At 62.9% G+C, this 14,886-nt stretch carries 11 protein-coding genes; 5 read left to right on the top strand and 6 right to left on the bottom strand.

Features of this window, described 5'->3' with window-relative positions:
* Positions 1 to 173 precede the first annotated feature (173 nt).
* A complete protein-coding gene (locus tag ACYUCQ_RS09175; RefSeq protein WP_460254227.1) occupies positions 174 to 4,970 on the top strand; it encodes an NAD-glutamate dehydrogenase in 4,797 nt (1,598 codons plus the stop codon).
* Here ACYUCQ_RS09175 and ACYUCQ_RS09170 read toward each other — a convergent pair.
* Together ACYUCQ_RS09170 and ACYUCQ_RS09165 are read right to left on the bottom strand one after the other, a co-directional pair.
* Entirely contained in the window at positions 4,888 to 5,745 is an 858-nt protein-coding gene (locus ACYUCQ_RS09170; protein ID WP_460254226.1) for a 4-(cytidine 5'-diphospho)-2-C-methyl-D-erythritol kinase, read from the bottom strand. The genes ACYUCQ_RS09175 and ACYUCQ_RS09170 overlap by 83 nt on opposite strands.
* Positions 5,746 to 5,748: 3 nt before the next feature.
* Positions 5,749 to 7,443: a tetratricopeptide repeat protein gene (locus ACYUCQ_RS09165; RefSeq protein ID WP_460254225.1), complete on the bottom strand. Its 1,695-nt coding sequence runs from the start codon at positions 7,441 to 7,443 to the stop codon at positions 5,749 to 5,751.
* Positions 7,444 to 7,510: 67 nt separating this feature from the next.
* Between ACYUCQ_RS09165 and apaG the strand changes: the two genes are divergently transcribed.
* The gene (apaG, locus tag ACYUCQ_RS09160; RefSeq protein ID WP_460254224.1) at positions 7,511 to 7,993 is read left to right on the top strand and encodes a Co2+/Mg2+ efflux protein ApaG; all 483 of its coding nucleotides are present in this window, start codon (positions 7,511 to 7,513) and stop codon (positions 7,991 to 7,993) included.
* A 113-nt stretch (positions 7,994 to 8,106) separates the two neighbouring features.
* Entirely contained in the window at positions 8,107 to 8,742 is a 636-nt protein-coding gene (folE, locus tag ACYUCQ_RS09155) for a GTP cyclohydrolase I FolE (protein ID WP_460254223.1), read from the top strand.
* Between the two features lie 30 nt (positions 8,743 to 8,772).
* Here the strand turns inward: folE and gltX are convergent, their stop codons facing one another.
* Positions 8,773 to 10,113 carry a glutamate--tRNA ligase gene (gene gltX, locus ACYUCQ_RS09150; RefSeq protein ID WP_460254222.1) on the bottom strand — a complete coding sequence of 447 codons (1,341 nt, stop codon included), beginning with the start codon at positions 10,111 to 10,113 and terminating at the stop codon, positions 8,773 to 8,775.
* Between the two features lie 208 nt (positions 10,114 to 10,321).
* Between gltX and ACYUCQ_RS09145 the strand changes: the two genes are divergently transcribed.
* Positions 10,322 to 11,569, top strand: a complete 1,248-nt coding sequence (locus ACYUCQ_RS09145) for an MFS transporter (protein WP_460254221.1) — start codon at positions 10,322 to 10,324, stop codon at positions 11,567 to 11,569.
* Here the strand turns inward: ACYUCQ_RS09145 and ACYUCQ_RS09140 are convergent.
* Positions 11,562 to 12,896 carry an NRAMP family divalent metal transporter gene (locus ACYUCQ_RS09140; RefSeq protein WP_460254220.1) on the bottom strand — a complete coding sequence of 445 codons (1,335 nt, stop codon included), beginning with the start codon at positions 12,894 to 12,896 and terminating at the stop codon, positions 11,562 to 11,564. The two genes, ACYUCQ_RS09145 and ACYUCQ_RS09140, sit on opposite strands and share 8 nt — an antisense overlap.
* Positions 12,893 to 13,072 carry a hypothetical protein gene (locus ACYUCQ_RS09135; RefSeq protein ID WP_460254219.1) on the bottom strand — a complete coding sequence of 60 codons (180 nt, stop codon included), beginning with the start codon at positions 13,070 to 13,072 and terminating at the stop codon, positions 12,893 to 12,895. The genes ACYUCQ_RS09140 and ACYUCQ_RS09135 overlap by 4 nt, the downstream gene beginning before the upstream one ends.
* A 106-nt stretch (positions 13,073 to 13,178) precedes the next feature.
* On the opposite strand from ACYUCQ_RS09135, the gene mntR reads away from it, so the two are divergent.
* Positions 13,179 to 13,634, top strand: coding sequence for a manganese-binding transcriptional regulator MntR (gene mntR / locus ACYUCQ_RS09130; protein WP_460254218.1), 456 nt, complete (start codon positions 13,179 to 13,181; stop codon positions 13,632 to 13,634).
* 1 nt (position 13,635) lies between these two features.
* Here the strand turns inward: mntR and ACYUCQ_RS09125 are convergent, their stop codons facing one another.
* Positions 13,636 to 14,880, bottom strand: coding sequence for a sulfotransferase (locus tag ACYUCQ_RS09125; protein WP_460254217.1), 1,245 nt, complete (start codon positions 14,878 to 14,880; stop codon positions 13,636 to 13,638).
* Positions 14,881 to 14,886: the final 6 nt, after the last annotated feature.

The raw sequence follows: 14,886 nt of genomic DNA, 5'->3' as shown, positions 1-14,886 counted from the left end.
CACAAGCCTCGGGCCGAACCGAAGACCATACGCAACTTCATTTCACAACGGGGCGTGTAACCGAACATTAACTATTCTCTACCATCAGTTTTGGCATGCGGCAAGCGCCTCTTGGAGACCGCTGCAAGCGGGTCTAAAGGAGCCATCGAGGAAACCAAAACGCGGAGCCTATAATGCCTAACTTGGCGGACGCTCATTCCAACGCTGCTTCTTGCACAAAAAATCCAGGCAAAAATGCTGGGCGCAGCGCGTTGCTGCGCGAAGTCGCCGCTGCCATGGCGCGGCATTTACCCACCGCCTCGCCGCCGCAGCTTGAATTATTCCTCGGTCATTACGCATCCAGCCTCACCACCGAGGCACTCTGCGCGCGCTCGGCGGATGATCTGGCCGGCGCGGTGCTCTCGCTCTGGTCCTTCGCGCAACAACGCCCCGCCGGTCGCGCCAAAATCCGCGTGTTCAACCCGCAAGGCAATGGCAATGGCTGGGGCAGTGCCGCCGCCATCGTCGAAATCGTCAATGATGACATGCGCTTCCTGGTCGAATCCGCACTGGGCGTGCTGCAACGCCAGGAACAACCCGTGCATGCGCTGGTGCATCCGGTCCTGCCGATCACCCGGAACGATGAAGGTCTGCTCACCGAAATCGGGGTCGGCGCGCCAGAATCGATCATGCAAATCGCCTTCGGCCCGCAGGCCGATCAAGCCGTGCTGACAGCGATTGCCGAAGCGCTCGACCAAGCGATGAACGATGCGCGCCACGCCGTGACCGATGCCGAAGCCATGCGCTATGCGCTAGTCCGCGCTGTCCAATCGCTCAACCAGGGCGTCGAGCGGGATTTTCTGGACTGGCTCGGCCAGGATAATTTCGTCCTTCTCGGCGTCACCGAAATCAACCTGTCCCCCACCCTCGATATCACCGCCGATGCCACAGCCGAAACGCTCGGCGTGCTGCGCGCTTCTGACCAACCTTTATTCGATAGCTTGAACAACCCGTCCGCCTGGCGCGTTGTCGCCGCCGAAGCCTTCGCCCGTTTCGAGCAAGTCGCCATCGCCAAGGCTGACATCATCAGCCGGGTCCATCGCCCGCAACTCTATGACGTGGTGGTGGTCAAGCGCCTTAACCCTGAAGGCGTGGTCAGCGGCCTCACCCTGTTCGCCGGATTATTCGCCGCCGATGCTTATAACCGCAATCCGCGCAGCATTCCCCTGCTCGCCGAAAAAGTCGACGCGGTTCTCGCGGCTTCCGGTGTCATGCCCGGCGGCCATGATGGCCGCGCCTTGCGTCATATTCTCGATACTTGGCCGCGTGATGATCTGTTCCAGGGCACGCCCGATGAAATTCTAGCGGCAGCAACTCGCGTCCTCGCCCTGCAAGTCCGCCCGGAGCTGGCTCTGTTCCTGCGGCGTGACCTGCTGGGCCGGCATATTTCCGCCATCACCTTCATCCCGCGTGATCGTTTCGACACCGCCTTGCGCTTGCGCCTCGCCGCCATGCTGACCCGCGCCGTCAATGGTGCCATCGCCGGGTATGCCATCGCGATGGGCGATGGACCGCTCGCCCGCGTGCATTACACCATCGCGGCGGACCCCGCTCAGGCCCGCGCGCTCGATCAAGCGGCACTCGAAGCCGCCATGAAACAAGCCGCCCGCAGCTTTCGCGAACGTCTGGCTGAGGCGCTGACCATCGATCATGGCGAAGCCCGCGTCGCGGCCATTCTCGCCGATTGGGGCGATGCCTTCCCCGAAGATTACGCCGCCCACACCCCCGCCGCCGTCGCCGCCCGTGACATCGCAACCGCCCAGCAAGCGCAAACCGGCCAAGCGCTCTGCCTCACGCTGGGCCGCCCGTTCGGCATGGAGGCATCGCGCCTGGTGCTGAAATTATTTCGCGCCGGCGCGCCGATTGCGCTGTCGGACATCGTGCCTTTGATCGAAAGCCTCGGCCTGCGGGTGATCGAGGAAGTGCCGTATCGCCTGCACCCGCGCGGTGGGGACATCGCCTTGCAGGCTTTGACCCTGGAGACCGCCGATCACACCCCGCTCGATCTCGATGCGCGCGGCCCGGCCATCCGTGCCGCCATCGAGGCCGCTTGGGACCAAGCTTGCGAAATTGATGGCTTTAACCGGCTCATTCTCCGCGCCGGGCTTGATTGGCGCGAAGCCTGGCTCCTGCGCGCCATGTTCAAATGGTGCCGTCAGGTGCGCGCCCCGTTCAGCCAAGGCGCGGTCGAGGCGGCGCTCGCCGCCCATCCGGACGCAACGCGCATCCTGATCGCCCTGTTCCACGCCCGGTTCGACCCGTCATGCCAGCGCGACGAATCCAGCCTGGAAACCCACTGGCTCGCCGCCCTCGATGCGGTGGAAAACCCGGATGACGACCGCATTTTGCGCCGCTTGCGCACCCTGCTCGATGCCATGCTGCGGACCAATTTCTACGACCGGAGCAGCCCGGTGATCGCCTTTAAAATCGCCAGCGCCCAAGCCGGTGACATGCCCTTGCCCCGCCCCATGATCGAAATTTTCGTCCATGGCGCACGCATGGAAGGCTGCCATCTGCGCGGCGGCAAAGTCGCACGCGGCGGTATTCGCTGGTCGGATCGGCGCGATGATTTCCGCACCGAAATTCTCGGCCTGATGAAAGCGCAAATGGTCAAAAACGTGGTCATCGTGCCCGTCGGCGCCAAAGGCGGTTTCGTGCTGAAACGCCCGCCCGCTCCCACCGGCGATGCCAATGCCGATCGCGAAGCGTTCAACGCCGAGGGCGTCGCCTGCTACAAACTGCTGATCAACGCCCTGCTTGACCTGACCGATAATTTGCAAGCTGGCGAACTCATCCCAGCACCGGTCATCCGGCGTGACGGCGATGACCCGTATTTGGTGGTTGCCGCCGATAAAGGCACCGCAAGCTTCAGCGACATCGCCAACGCCATCGCGCTGGACCGTGGCTTCTGGCTGGGCGATGCCTTCGCGTCCGGCGGTTCGGTTGGCTATGACCATAAAGTGATGGGCATCACCGCGCGTGGTGCCTGGGTGAATATCGCCCGGCATTTCCATGAGCTCGATCACGATATCCAGAGCGAGGATTTCACCTGTGCCGGCGTCGGTGACATGTCCGGCGACGTGTTCGGCAATGGCCTGCTGATCAGCCGGCACACCAAGCTGGTCGCCGCGTTCGATCATCGCCACATCTTCCTCGATCCAGACCCCGATCCTGCGGCGAGCTTCGCCGAGCGCCAGCGCCTGTTTGCGCTCCCCCGCTCATCCTGGGCCGATTATACCGCAACACTGCTCAGCCAAGGCGGCGCAATTTTGTCGCGCCACGCCAAAACCGTCACGCTCTCGCCCCAAGCCGCCACCATGCTCGATCTCGCACCCGGCGCGCATGACCCGGCAGAAATCATCCGCTCAATTCTGACCATGCGCGTCGATCTGCTCTATTTCGGCGGCATCGGCACCTATATCAAAGCCGCCAGCGAGTCTGATGCCGATGCGGGCGACCGCGCCAATGACCCGATCCGCATTCACGGCCGGGATGTGCGCGCCCGAGTCATCGGCGAGGGTGCCAATCTCGCGGTCACCCAAGCCGGGCGCATCGAGGCGGCGCTGAAAAACGTCAAAATCAACACCGATGCGCTGGATAATTCCGCCGGCGTCTCAACCTCGGATCACGAGGTGAATATCAAAATTCTGCTGGCCGATGCCATGGCGCATGACCGGCTGACCGTTGGTCAGCGTGTGGAATTGCTGCAAACCATGACCGATCAGGTGGCCGCCTTGGTGCTGCGTGACAATGCCCAGCAATCCCAAGCCATCTCGCTGGACGCACTCGGCGGCGCGGCGGATTTGCCCGCGCAAAACGCGCTGATGAGCCTGCTCGAAGCCGCCAATATCCTGAACCGCACTGTGGCCGGCCTGCCGGACCCGCAAGCCATGGCCGCCCGCGCCGCCGCCGGCATTGGCCTCACCCGGCCCGAACTCTGCACCCTGATGGCGCATACCAAGCTCCATCTCGCCGCCGTGCTCGAAGATTCCGCCCTCCTCGATGATCCGGCCCTCACGCCAGCCCTTGTGGAATATTTCCCCGCCGCGCTGCAAACGCGCTTCGGCACGGAATTATCGCGGCACCGCCTGCGCCGGGAGCTGATCGGCACCGCCGTGACCAACGAGCTGGTCAATCGTCTCGGCGCCGCCGCCTTTGGCCGGCTGGTTGGCGAGTCCGGATTTTCCTGGGTCGATGCCGCGCGCGCAGCACTGATCGCGCGTGCCGCGTTTGATTTGCCGCGCCTGTGCGATCAAGTGGAAAAGTTGGAAAAAGTGCCCGCCGCCGCCCAGCTCAGCGTGCTCGCCGCCGCGCGCACGCTGCAAGAAGCGGTCACCCGCCGTTTGCTGGGCGATCCGTTATCCGGCTCCATCGCCGATGCCCTGAGCGCCCTGCGGCCCGGCCTCAGCACCCTGGTTGAACAAGCGATTGTCCAAGCCATCACCAGCGGCGCCGCCCAACCCTTGATCACGCAATCGGTGCCGCCGCCATTGGCGGGCTTCGCTGCGGCCATCCCGGCGCTGCAAGTCGCCCCGCTGATCGTCACCATCGCCACCCGCGCCCACTCCGATGTCGCCGCCACGCAAGCGGCCTGGGATCAGGTGGGTGCGAGCTGCGGGATCGATACGCTGCGCAGCGCCCTGGCCAGCGTCACCCCGCAAGGCGCTTGGGGTGCGCGCGCTCTGGCCGCCCTCACCGATGATTTATCCAACCTGCAAGCCGGTTTGGTCACGTCCTGCGTCACTAGCGCCCAGCGTGCCGATGCGCTGCTGGCCGAAGCGGGAGCCTCGGCGCAAGCCGCCCTGATCCTCGCGCATGAAGCCACGATCACGCCGGATCTTGCCTCGCTCAGCGTTGCCGTGCGGGAGTTGCAGCGCAGTCTCCGCCCCAAACCCACCAGCCTGGCTGCCGGAGCGCCATTGCCGCATTAGCGGCGTCGGCGGCGTCGGCAAACAGCGCAAAGCACGTCGCACCTGAGCCGCTCATCCGTGCCAGTAAGCAGCCGGGCTGCGCGCGCAGCGCGGCCAAAACCGTGCCAATCACCGGAGCAAGGGCGAGCGCCGGCGGCTCTAAGTCATTTTGCAGCCGAGCCAAATCCGCCGCCATCGCCGCCGCATTCGGCCATTGCGCAGGCAACAAGGCTGGCTCGGAAAATCCCCCGGTGCGCGCCCGAAAAATCGCCGCCGTCGCCACCGCAACCCCTGGATTGACCAAAACCATGCCAAACGCGGGCAGGCCGGGTGCGGCGCCCAACGCCGCGCCAATGCCGCCCATGCGTGCGGGCACACTCGCCACGCACACCGGCACATCCGCCCCCAGCGATACCGCGAGCTCATCGGGAATCGCGCAGCCCCAATCGGCGGCCAGCACCCGCAACGCCGCCGCCGCATCCGCTGAACCCCCGCCGATCCCCGAGGCCACCGGCAGATTTTTGGTCAGCCGAAACGTCCCTGAAGGTGCGCGCCCTGCAGATAAAGCCAGCCCGCGCGCGGCGCGCAGCACCAGATTATCGGCCTCATCCGCCAGCCCCGCCGCGAACGGCCCATCGATTTCCAAGCTTAACGGCGCGTGCGGTGTGCGGGTAATCACATCCCCGACCGGCGGAAACACCGCCAAACTATCCAAATGATGCATCCCATCAGCTCGCCGCCCGGTCACGTGCAGGAACAGATTGACTTTGGCTCGCGCCAATTCCCCGCCCGCCACCGGCTAAATCCCGCCCGCTTCCTGATCGCGCTGCAACCCGATTTTGATCTTGGCCCGCTCGCGCGCGTTCGGGTGCAAACCCAGCGTCCGCGCCCATTGATGCTGCGCCGCCAAAGGCTGCCCCGCCGCATCGAAAATCTCGGCCAGATGCATATTCACCTCGGCATTATCCGGCGCATGTTCCACCGCGTCGATCTGCACTTGCAGCGCCTTGGCAATCTGCCCGCGCCGATACAGCACATACCCCAGACTATCGATAATCGCCCCTTCATTCGGATCGACCTGCAGCGCCTGTTCGATCAGTTTTTGCGCCGCCGCCAAATGGGTGCCACGCCGCGCCTCCGAATAGCCCAAATAATTCAGCACGAAAGGTTGATCCGGCGCGAGCGCCAAAGCTGCCTGCAAATCGCGCTTGGCTGCCCGCCAATCGCCGGATTTATCCTCGGCAATCGCCCGCCCGTAATAAAGGCTCCAGGCCGATGATGGCGGCGCAGAACCCAGCCGCGCCAGTGCCGCGCTGTAATCGCGCTTGGCGGCGGCGTAATGTTTGCCATCACGCTCAATATCCCCCGCCAACGCTAATGGCGCAGCACTTTGCGGCGCGGCCTTGGCCAAGGCCAGCAAAGCCGGGATCATCGCCGCCCCTTTGCCGTTATTGCCGGCAATTTCCGCGCGCTGCATCACTGCCAGCGGATAAAGCGGGTTATCCGGCTTAATCCCGTGCAAAATCTGCGCCGCCACGCCGGGCTGATGCGCGACCAAGGCAATATGCGCGCGCAGCAACCGCGCGATGGCATAATCCGGGCGCAAATTCAGCGCTGCATCAAGCAAGATTTGCTGCAACAAAATCTGATTGGGCTGAGTGAGCGCCCCCGCCAGCGCCAAATAGGAGGCCGCAGCACCCTCGCGGGCATTGGCAATCGCAGGGCGCCGCGCCGCCTTGATCAATCCGGGCAACGCCATGCGCAATTGCGGATGAATGCTGACCAACAGCCGCAGGATCGAGTTGGCATTGCCTTGATTGCCCTGGCGTGCCTGCCAACTCGCCAGCGCCTCGGCCATTTGCAAATCCAGCGTGCCGCTCTCAGCTTGCGCCTTGGCGTAAAACCGCGCCGCCTCGGCCTCGCGCTGCCCATCATCCGCGATCAAGGCGGCATGCAGCGCATAAACCGGCGCGAACGGCGAACCCGCGCTGAGCGGTTTCAGCCGGTCAATCCCCTGTTGCACATGCCCCGCCCCGGCCTCAGCCCAGGCCATCAGTAAGGGTCGCAACGCGCCGAGCGGCCCTGCTTTCGGCAATTGCGCGTAATCGTGCGCCGCCTGCTGCGCATCACCGGCGATCAGCGCGTGATTGCCCAGCACCATCGCGGCCAAGGCTTCATGGGGCGCGCTTTTCGCGAGGGCCACCCGCGTTGGGCTTTGCGCCACCAAGGCGGCGGCAAAAGCGCGCGCCCGCAAACTCGGATTGGTCGGGTCAAGCTTTAGGGCCTTGGCAAAATAATCCGCAGCCCCGGTCAAATCCCCAGTGCGCCCGGCATATTGCGCCACCAAGATGTCGCCAATCAGCGCACCCTGTCGGCGCACCGCATCCGCGCCGGTCGGACGCGGCGTTCCCGCTGCACACGCCACCAACATCAAGCTGACCAAAGGCATCAGCCGCAGCCAGGCGCGGCCGGATCGCAAATCACTCGGTTTCATCCCGCCCTCTATACAGGCAGGACGCATGGCCTGCCAAACCGCGCCCCAAATCATGCTTGATGAAAACATGCTTGTTGAAAATCAGCCCCGCGCCTATTCTAGGGCGATTATGACCAGCAACAAGCAACCGCACCGCGAAGCGGACCGATCAAGTGGCTATGTCGCAGAGACCGCTGGCATCCGCGTCGCCGTGCGCTCATTTTTCCTGGCCGATCAATCCCGCCCCGATCAACAGCATTTCATCTGGGCCTATCGCGTGCGGATCGAAAATCGAAGCAATCTCGCAGTGCAATTATTGGCCCGCACCTGGCGGATCACCGATGCGCGCGGTGCGGTGCAAATCGTGCATGGCGATGGGGTGATTGGTGAGCAACCCGTGCTCGATCCCGGCGAATCCTTCGAATATACCTCCGGAACCCCGCTCAAAACGCCCTCCGGCTTCATGACCGGGCATTATCATATGATCGTGGCCGATAGCGGCGAAAAATTTGATGTGGCGATTCCCCCCTTCAGCCTCGATAGCCCGTTCGACTTGCATCAACTTCATTAAACGTCCGGGTTGCGGGTTTTCTAACCCCAACCATATCGTTCTGACACGCGGCTGGTCGCGACCACCGCTCCGCTATCATTGCCGCCCCCCAAGGGCCGCCAGGGAGACATTCGGTGAATATCGAGACCTCAAAACGCAAACTGACCCGCGCCAAGCCCGCCACCCAGCCCAGCCGGGCCGAGGCGGAAGCCGCCATCCGCACCCTGATCCGCTGGGCCGGCGATGATCCTGATCGCGAAGGCCTGCACGACACCCCAGCCCGCGTCGCGCGCGCCTATGAGCAGTTTTTCTGCGGCTATGAGGAAGACCCGGTTGCCATCCTCTCGCGCACCTTCGAGGAAATCGAAGGCTATGACGAAATCGTGCTGCTGCGTGACATTCGCCTCGAAAGCCATTGCGAGCATCACATGGTCCCGATCATCGGCGTCGCCCATGTCGCGTATCTGCCGGCCAAGCGCGTCGTTGGCATCAGCAAACTCGCCCGTGTGGTCGATGCGTATGCCAAGCGCTTGCAAATCCAGGAAAAACTAACCGCGCAAATCGCCAACACCATCAATGACGTGCTGCAACCGCGCGGCGTCGCCGTGGTGATCGAAGCCGCCCATGAATGCATGTCCACCCGTGGCGTGCATAAAACCGGCGTCTCAATGGTCACCAGCCGCATGCTCGGCGTGTTTCGCGATGACCCCTCAACCCGGCGCGAACTCCTCGCAATGATGGCTAATCGCCGGGTCAATAACGAGGTCTGAGGGCCGATGATCTAAGGTTCGGCGACCGGCTTACCCGCCGATCGCCCGATCCAACCGCTCGCGCACCCGCGCCGCCCCAATCAGCGGCAGCAGGGCAGCAAGCTCGGGTCCGTGACTATCCCCGGTCAGCACCAGCCTGAGCGGCATGAACAGCGCCTTGCCGCGCACCCCGGTCGCCGTTGAAACCGCCTGAGTCCAGGATTTCCAAACACTTTCATCCCAGGGTTCGGGTGGCAATGCGTCGCGCGCGGCAATCAGGATCGCCTGTGCCTCGGCCAAATCCGGTGCATCGATGCTGCCTTGCACCACACTCCACCAATGCCGCGCCTCAGACAGCAAATCGAGATTGCCACGCACCGCGAGCCAGAATTGTTCGCCGGCCCCCTCTGGCAGCCGGTCCGCCACATGCTGATAATCGAGATGGTGCAGCAATTTGCGATTGAGCGCGAGCAATTGCTTCGGGTCAAATCGCGGTGCGCCGCGCGAAAAATCGGCCAGATCGAACGTCGCCGCCAATTCCGCGAGGGTCAAGGGTTCAGGGTCGCGCCGCGAGCCCAGCCGCGCCAAATACCCTGCCAACGCGCCTGGCTCGAGGCCATCGCGCCGCAAGGTGCGCAGCGAAACACTGCCGGCGCGCTTGGATAATTTATCGCCATCCGCATCCGAAATCAGCGCCAGATGGGCAAAATCCGGCAACGTCGCGCGTGGCGCCAAGGCGCGGAACAGATCAATTTGCACCGCCGTATTGGTCACATGGTCTTCGCCGCGAATAATCCGCGTCACGCCCAAATCAATATCGTCCACCACCGAGGTGAAGGTGTAAAGCGGCGTGCCATCCGCGCGGATCAGCACCGGGTCTGACAAGGTATTAAGTTTAATCTCCCGCCGCCCCAGCACCAGATCATTCCAGCCAACCGCCCCCTCTGACAGCCGGAACCGGAAATACGGCACCTTGCCATTGGCCTCCGCCGCCGCGCGTTGCTCGGGCGTGAGCGAGAGCATCGCCCGGTCATAAATCGGCGGCAATTTGCGCTTGACGCGCATCGCCCGCTTCGCCGCTAATTCTTCTTCCGTCTCAAAACACGGATACAGCAAACCCGCTGCTTTAAGCTGCTCCGCCGCTTGCCGATAACGCTCCAGCCGGTCCGATTGCCGGATTTTTTCATCCCAATCGATGCCAAGCCAATGTAAATCCTGCTCGATCGCCGCTTCATATTCCGGGCGCGACCGTTCGGTATCGGTATCATCAATGCGCAGCAAAAACTGCCCGCCGGGCACGGCGCGGGCCGCGAGGAAATTCACAATGGCTTGGCGCGCATTGCCTGCGTGCAAATAGCCGGTCGGGGAGGGGGCAAATCGAACTTTCATCATGTGCTCCTGCTAGAGCAACATCCGATCAGATGGAACCATCTGGCCGGATAAAGTTGCTCGCCAAAATAACAGCTAGAGCATTGTCCGTGAGCCTCGGCGAACAAACAATGCTCTAGCATGGCTTGCTTGCACAACACGAGTGGTGCGCCGACGCAAAATACGTCCTATATCCTGTCCAACGATCCGGTGAACACTGATTGGAGAGACTGTGAGCAGCGCCCTCGAAGCCGCCCCAACCGCCGCCATCCAGACACCAACGCCCGCATCTGGGTCCGCACCCGGACCCGCACCGGCGCGCACGATCATGCCGGTGCTGATCGGGATCAGCCTGTGTCATATGTTGAACGATATGATGCAGGTTCTGCTGCCAGCCATCTATCCGTTGCTCAAAGGCGGCTTTCACCTCAATTTCGCGCAAATCGGCCTGATCACCCTGGTCTATCAAGTCACCGGCTCGCTGCTCCAGCCGATGATCGGCCTTTATACCGATGCCAAGCCCGTGCCGTTTTCGCTCCCGGTCGGCATGACCATCACCATGACCGGCATTATCAGCCTCGCCCTCGCGACCAGCTATCCTGAATTATTGCTCGGTGCCGCCTTGCTCGGCGTTGGCTCCGCCATTTTCCACCCGGAATCCTCGCGCATCGCCCGCGCCGCCGCCGGCACGCGCTTTGGCTTCGCTCAATCGATTTTCCAGGTCGGCGGCAATTTCGGCCAGTCACTCGGCCCGCTGCTGGCTGCGTTTTTCATTCTGCCCCGTGGCCGCGAGAGCATGGCTTGGTTCGCCATCGCCGCTTTGGTCGGTATTTCGATCCTCTCGGCCCTCAGCGTCTGGTCACGCCGCCATGGCCGCGCGAAACCCCGCGCCCGCGCGGTGACCGCCAACAGCCTGTCCCCCGCCGCCGTGCGCGTGACCATCGGTCTATTGATCACCTTGATGATCTCGAAATTCGTCTATCTCGCCAGCTTCAATTCCTACTATACCTTCTATCTGATCCACCGTTTCCACCTCTCGATCAAAGAAGCGCAAATCGATCTGTTTATTTTTCTCGGCGCTGCCGCACTCGGCACCCTCATCGGCGGCCCGATTGGCGATCGCATCGGCCGGCGCGCGGTCATCCGGGTCTCTATTCTCGGCGTGCTGCCCTTCACCCTCGCGCTGCCCTATGTCGGCCTCACCACCACCATCCTGCTGAGCGTGGTGATCGGGCTGATTCTCTCCTCCGCCTTTTCCGCCATTCTGGTCTATGCAACGGAGCTGATGCCAGGGCGCATCGGCGCGGTGTCCGGCTTATTTTTCGGCCTCGCTTTCGGCATTGCCGGTGTTGGCGCGGCAGGGCTGGGGGTGATGGCGGATTGGTCAGGGATCGGGGCGGTGTATCAGCTTTGCGCCTTCCTGCCGGTGCTCGGCTTTGCGGCGCTGTTCCTGCCGGACCTTAAGCGCAAAGCTAGTTAAACCAGCTTGGCGCCACCACCGAGGCGCCAAACGCCAAGCCACAGCCGATCAAAAACACCGTCACCCCAATGCCAACCAGATTGCCGAGCACGCCATTGCGCGCCGCACCCATCAGCGCCCGATCATTCACCATCACCAGCAGAAACAACAAAGCCGGCGGCATCGCCAGCGTCGCCACCACATTGACCAGAATGACAATCTCCTCCAGCGGCGCACCGGGCAGCAGCGTCAACAGCCCCGCCAACGCCGCCGAGCCGAGCAGCACGCCATAGAATAACCAGCCATCGCGCAGCCGATTATTCAAACTATGCGCATGGCCAATCACCTCGCCGAACGCATAAGCCGAGGCGGTGGCAATCGTAATCGCGGCCACCAGCCCCGCCTCGAAAATCCCCAGCGCAAATAACGAAGCGCCGATATGCCCGACATAGGGTTGCAGCGCCTCGGCAAATTGCGCGGCCTGAAAATTCCCGGCACTAATCCCGTGGGCAAAGAGCGGCGCGGTCGCCACAATCGCAGCAATCGCAAACAGTGCCGCCAAAACCGAGCCGATCACGATATCCAGCCGCACGCTGCGCAAATCGCGCAAGGTCAGCCCCTTATCGGTTACCGCCCCTTGCTGGAAAAATAACATCCACGGCGTCACGGTCGCGCCAATATCGGCAATCATCAACGTGACCGAACTCGGCTTGAACCCCCCCGGCAACGGCCCCCAACTCAGCATGGCATGGCCAATCGCGGGCAGGCTTGGATGCGCCAGCACCGCCACCGGCAAAAAAATCGCATTGCCCAACGCAAGCCCCAGCGTCATTTGCTCCCAACGCCGATAGCGCGCGGTGGAAATCGCCAAGGCGATCACCGCAAGGGTGCCGCCCACCGCGACCACCGGCGCCACGCCAAAAAACCCCAACCCAGCACGAATACCGATAAACTCGGTCACCAAGGTCAGAAAATTGCCGGCAACCAAATCGAGCATGGCGAACCCGCCCCAGAACCGGCCAAATCGGGCAAAAATCAGCTGCGCATGGCCCTGCCCGGTCGCCAGCCCCACCCGCGCCGCCATTTCTTGCACCACCCAGGCAATGGCAAAAGTCGCCACCACAAACGGCAGAAAAAACCCAATGCCGAATTGCGCCCCGGTCGCGGCATAAGAGAGCATACTCGGCGCGTCATTTTCGCCCAGAAACACCAGCACGCCCGGCCCCAGCACCAGCATCAACATGCGCAGGCCGATGAAACCACGCCCCCGGCTTTGCTCAATCGCCTGACGGTCGCGGGCGCGCTGAATATCCTCCGGCGCCAAAAAAGCCTGCGGCGGCTCGCTCATCCCGCCGCCCGTCGCACCACAATCACCACAATGGCGAGCATTACCATCACGTACAGCCGCAACGCCCAGAACAGCAATGTCAAGGCCGAGGATTGATCCCGCCGGGGCCACATCGTCAGGCGCCGGCGCGCAAAAAACGCCGCGTCCTGCTCATGATCGGGGCCGTTAATGTCCATGCGACAGAATATAGCCTTGGCTTTAATGTGGTCAAGCCCGCACGGCTCCAGCGTTGGCGTTCCGCCGGTTTGGGTGTAATCAAACCCATCAATCGGAGCGCCCAGCATGACGATATCAAAATTGCAGGTCGAACCCGCCTTGCCTTCGCCCCCCACCCAAGCCCAGCGTTTCGGCAAGGCGCGCGAGGCGCAAGCAATTGCCCTGCTCGAAGATTATGTGGAACTCATCGCCGATCTGCTGAGCGTGCACGGTGAAGCGCGCCCGATCGACATTGCCCGCCGCCTCGGCGTTTCGCACCCAACGGCGGTCAAAAGCATCAACCGCCTGAAACGCGAAGGCCTTGCCACCGCACAGCCTTATCGGGGCGTGTTTCTCACCGAAACCGGCCACGCTATGGCCAATCGCGCCCGCGCGCGCCACCGCGTGGTGGTGCAATTGCTCGAAGCCCTCGGCGTGCCGCCAGAAACCGCCGAATCGGATGCCGAGGGCATCGAACATCACGTGTCCGACATTTCGCTCCGCGCCTTCGCCCGGTTCCTGCGCAGTCGCGACGTCCGCTGACCTACCCGGCGGTAAGGCGCCGCACGCGCGGCGAAAAGCGCGCCGATAGGCCGGTGGCTGCCGCTGCATCGCGCGGCTTTGCATTAGCGTGCCCCGCCGGAACGGTTTGCAACGAAGTCACCATCGCCGCATGCAGGGTCAGACCCAGCCTCGCGCAAATACGCTGTAATGCGTCAGGCCCCGCAATCAGCGCATCGAACGGCACAATCATCGCGCGCCCAGCCCGCCGTTCCGCATAGTCCAAAAACGCTTCATACTCCTCGATTGCTTGCGCCATCACCCGGTCCGGCGCCGCATCGCGGCCAAAATATCGCCCGCTCGCCTCGGAAAACCCCTTGGCCGACCATAACCAATCATCAAAATCACGCACCAGAATTATTTCCTGCGCCTCCGCCCAAACCGCTTCGGCCAGGCTCGCCATCATGGTGTTCGGCACCAGCTTCTCGGCCACGAACCGCACCGCCCGCTTCTGTGGCGCTTGCCGCGCGATCATCATCGATAATGTTTCGCGCAGCAACGGCGCGATAAATCCCAACGCATCCTCGGCAAACCAGTCAAAAATTTCCGGATAATCATCCCGCTGCACAAACGGGTTGGTCGCGGCCAGATAAGGCGTGTCGATGAACTGCGCGCCATCCAAACCTGCACTGCCCGCGCTCGGCATGGTCATCATCGCCAACACATGCTGGGCATATTGCAGTAATTTGCTCTCATACGGATAATTGCGCGGTGCCAGCACCGCCGGATGCGCCGCCAGCGCGCTCATCAACGCCGTGCTGCCTGACCGCCCCAGCGAGGTCACAAAGAGTGGCGCCGCCCCCGCAACCGGCGCCGCATCATAGCCGATGCTGAGATCAAGGCGCGCCAGCGAGATGAAGTTTTTCGCCAAATAGCGCGAATCCTGAGAAAACGCTGGCCATTGCGCGGCGGCCACCACGCCGATCTCAATCACCCCGACATCGCGCAACCCCAGCAGATTGATGAACACCCGAAACCCGGTCGGCGTGTCAGCCGGGCAGCCCAGCACCGCCGTCACGTCGGCGCGTGGATGCAACCCGCCAATCACCAGCGGTGCGCGATGCAAGAGCGGCGCATAAACCACAATCGCCTGCGCCGGGTCCGCGCCGCCGAAAACCCAGCCCGCCAGCTCCAGAAAATGCCCCCGAATTTCGCGCACGCCCGTCGCGGGTTGCGGCGTATCCAAGTGCCAATCGACGGCGCTGGCCGCGTGTTCGAATTTACCCAAGCAAAA

This window comes from Acidiphilium sp. MT5, from assembly GCF_054767495.1.
Note: the sequence above shows the minus strand (reverse complement) of the source record. Positions and strands in the feature narration are given on the sequence as shown.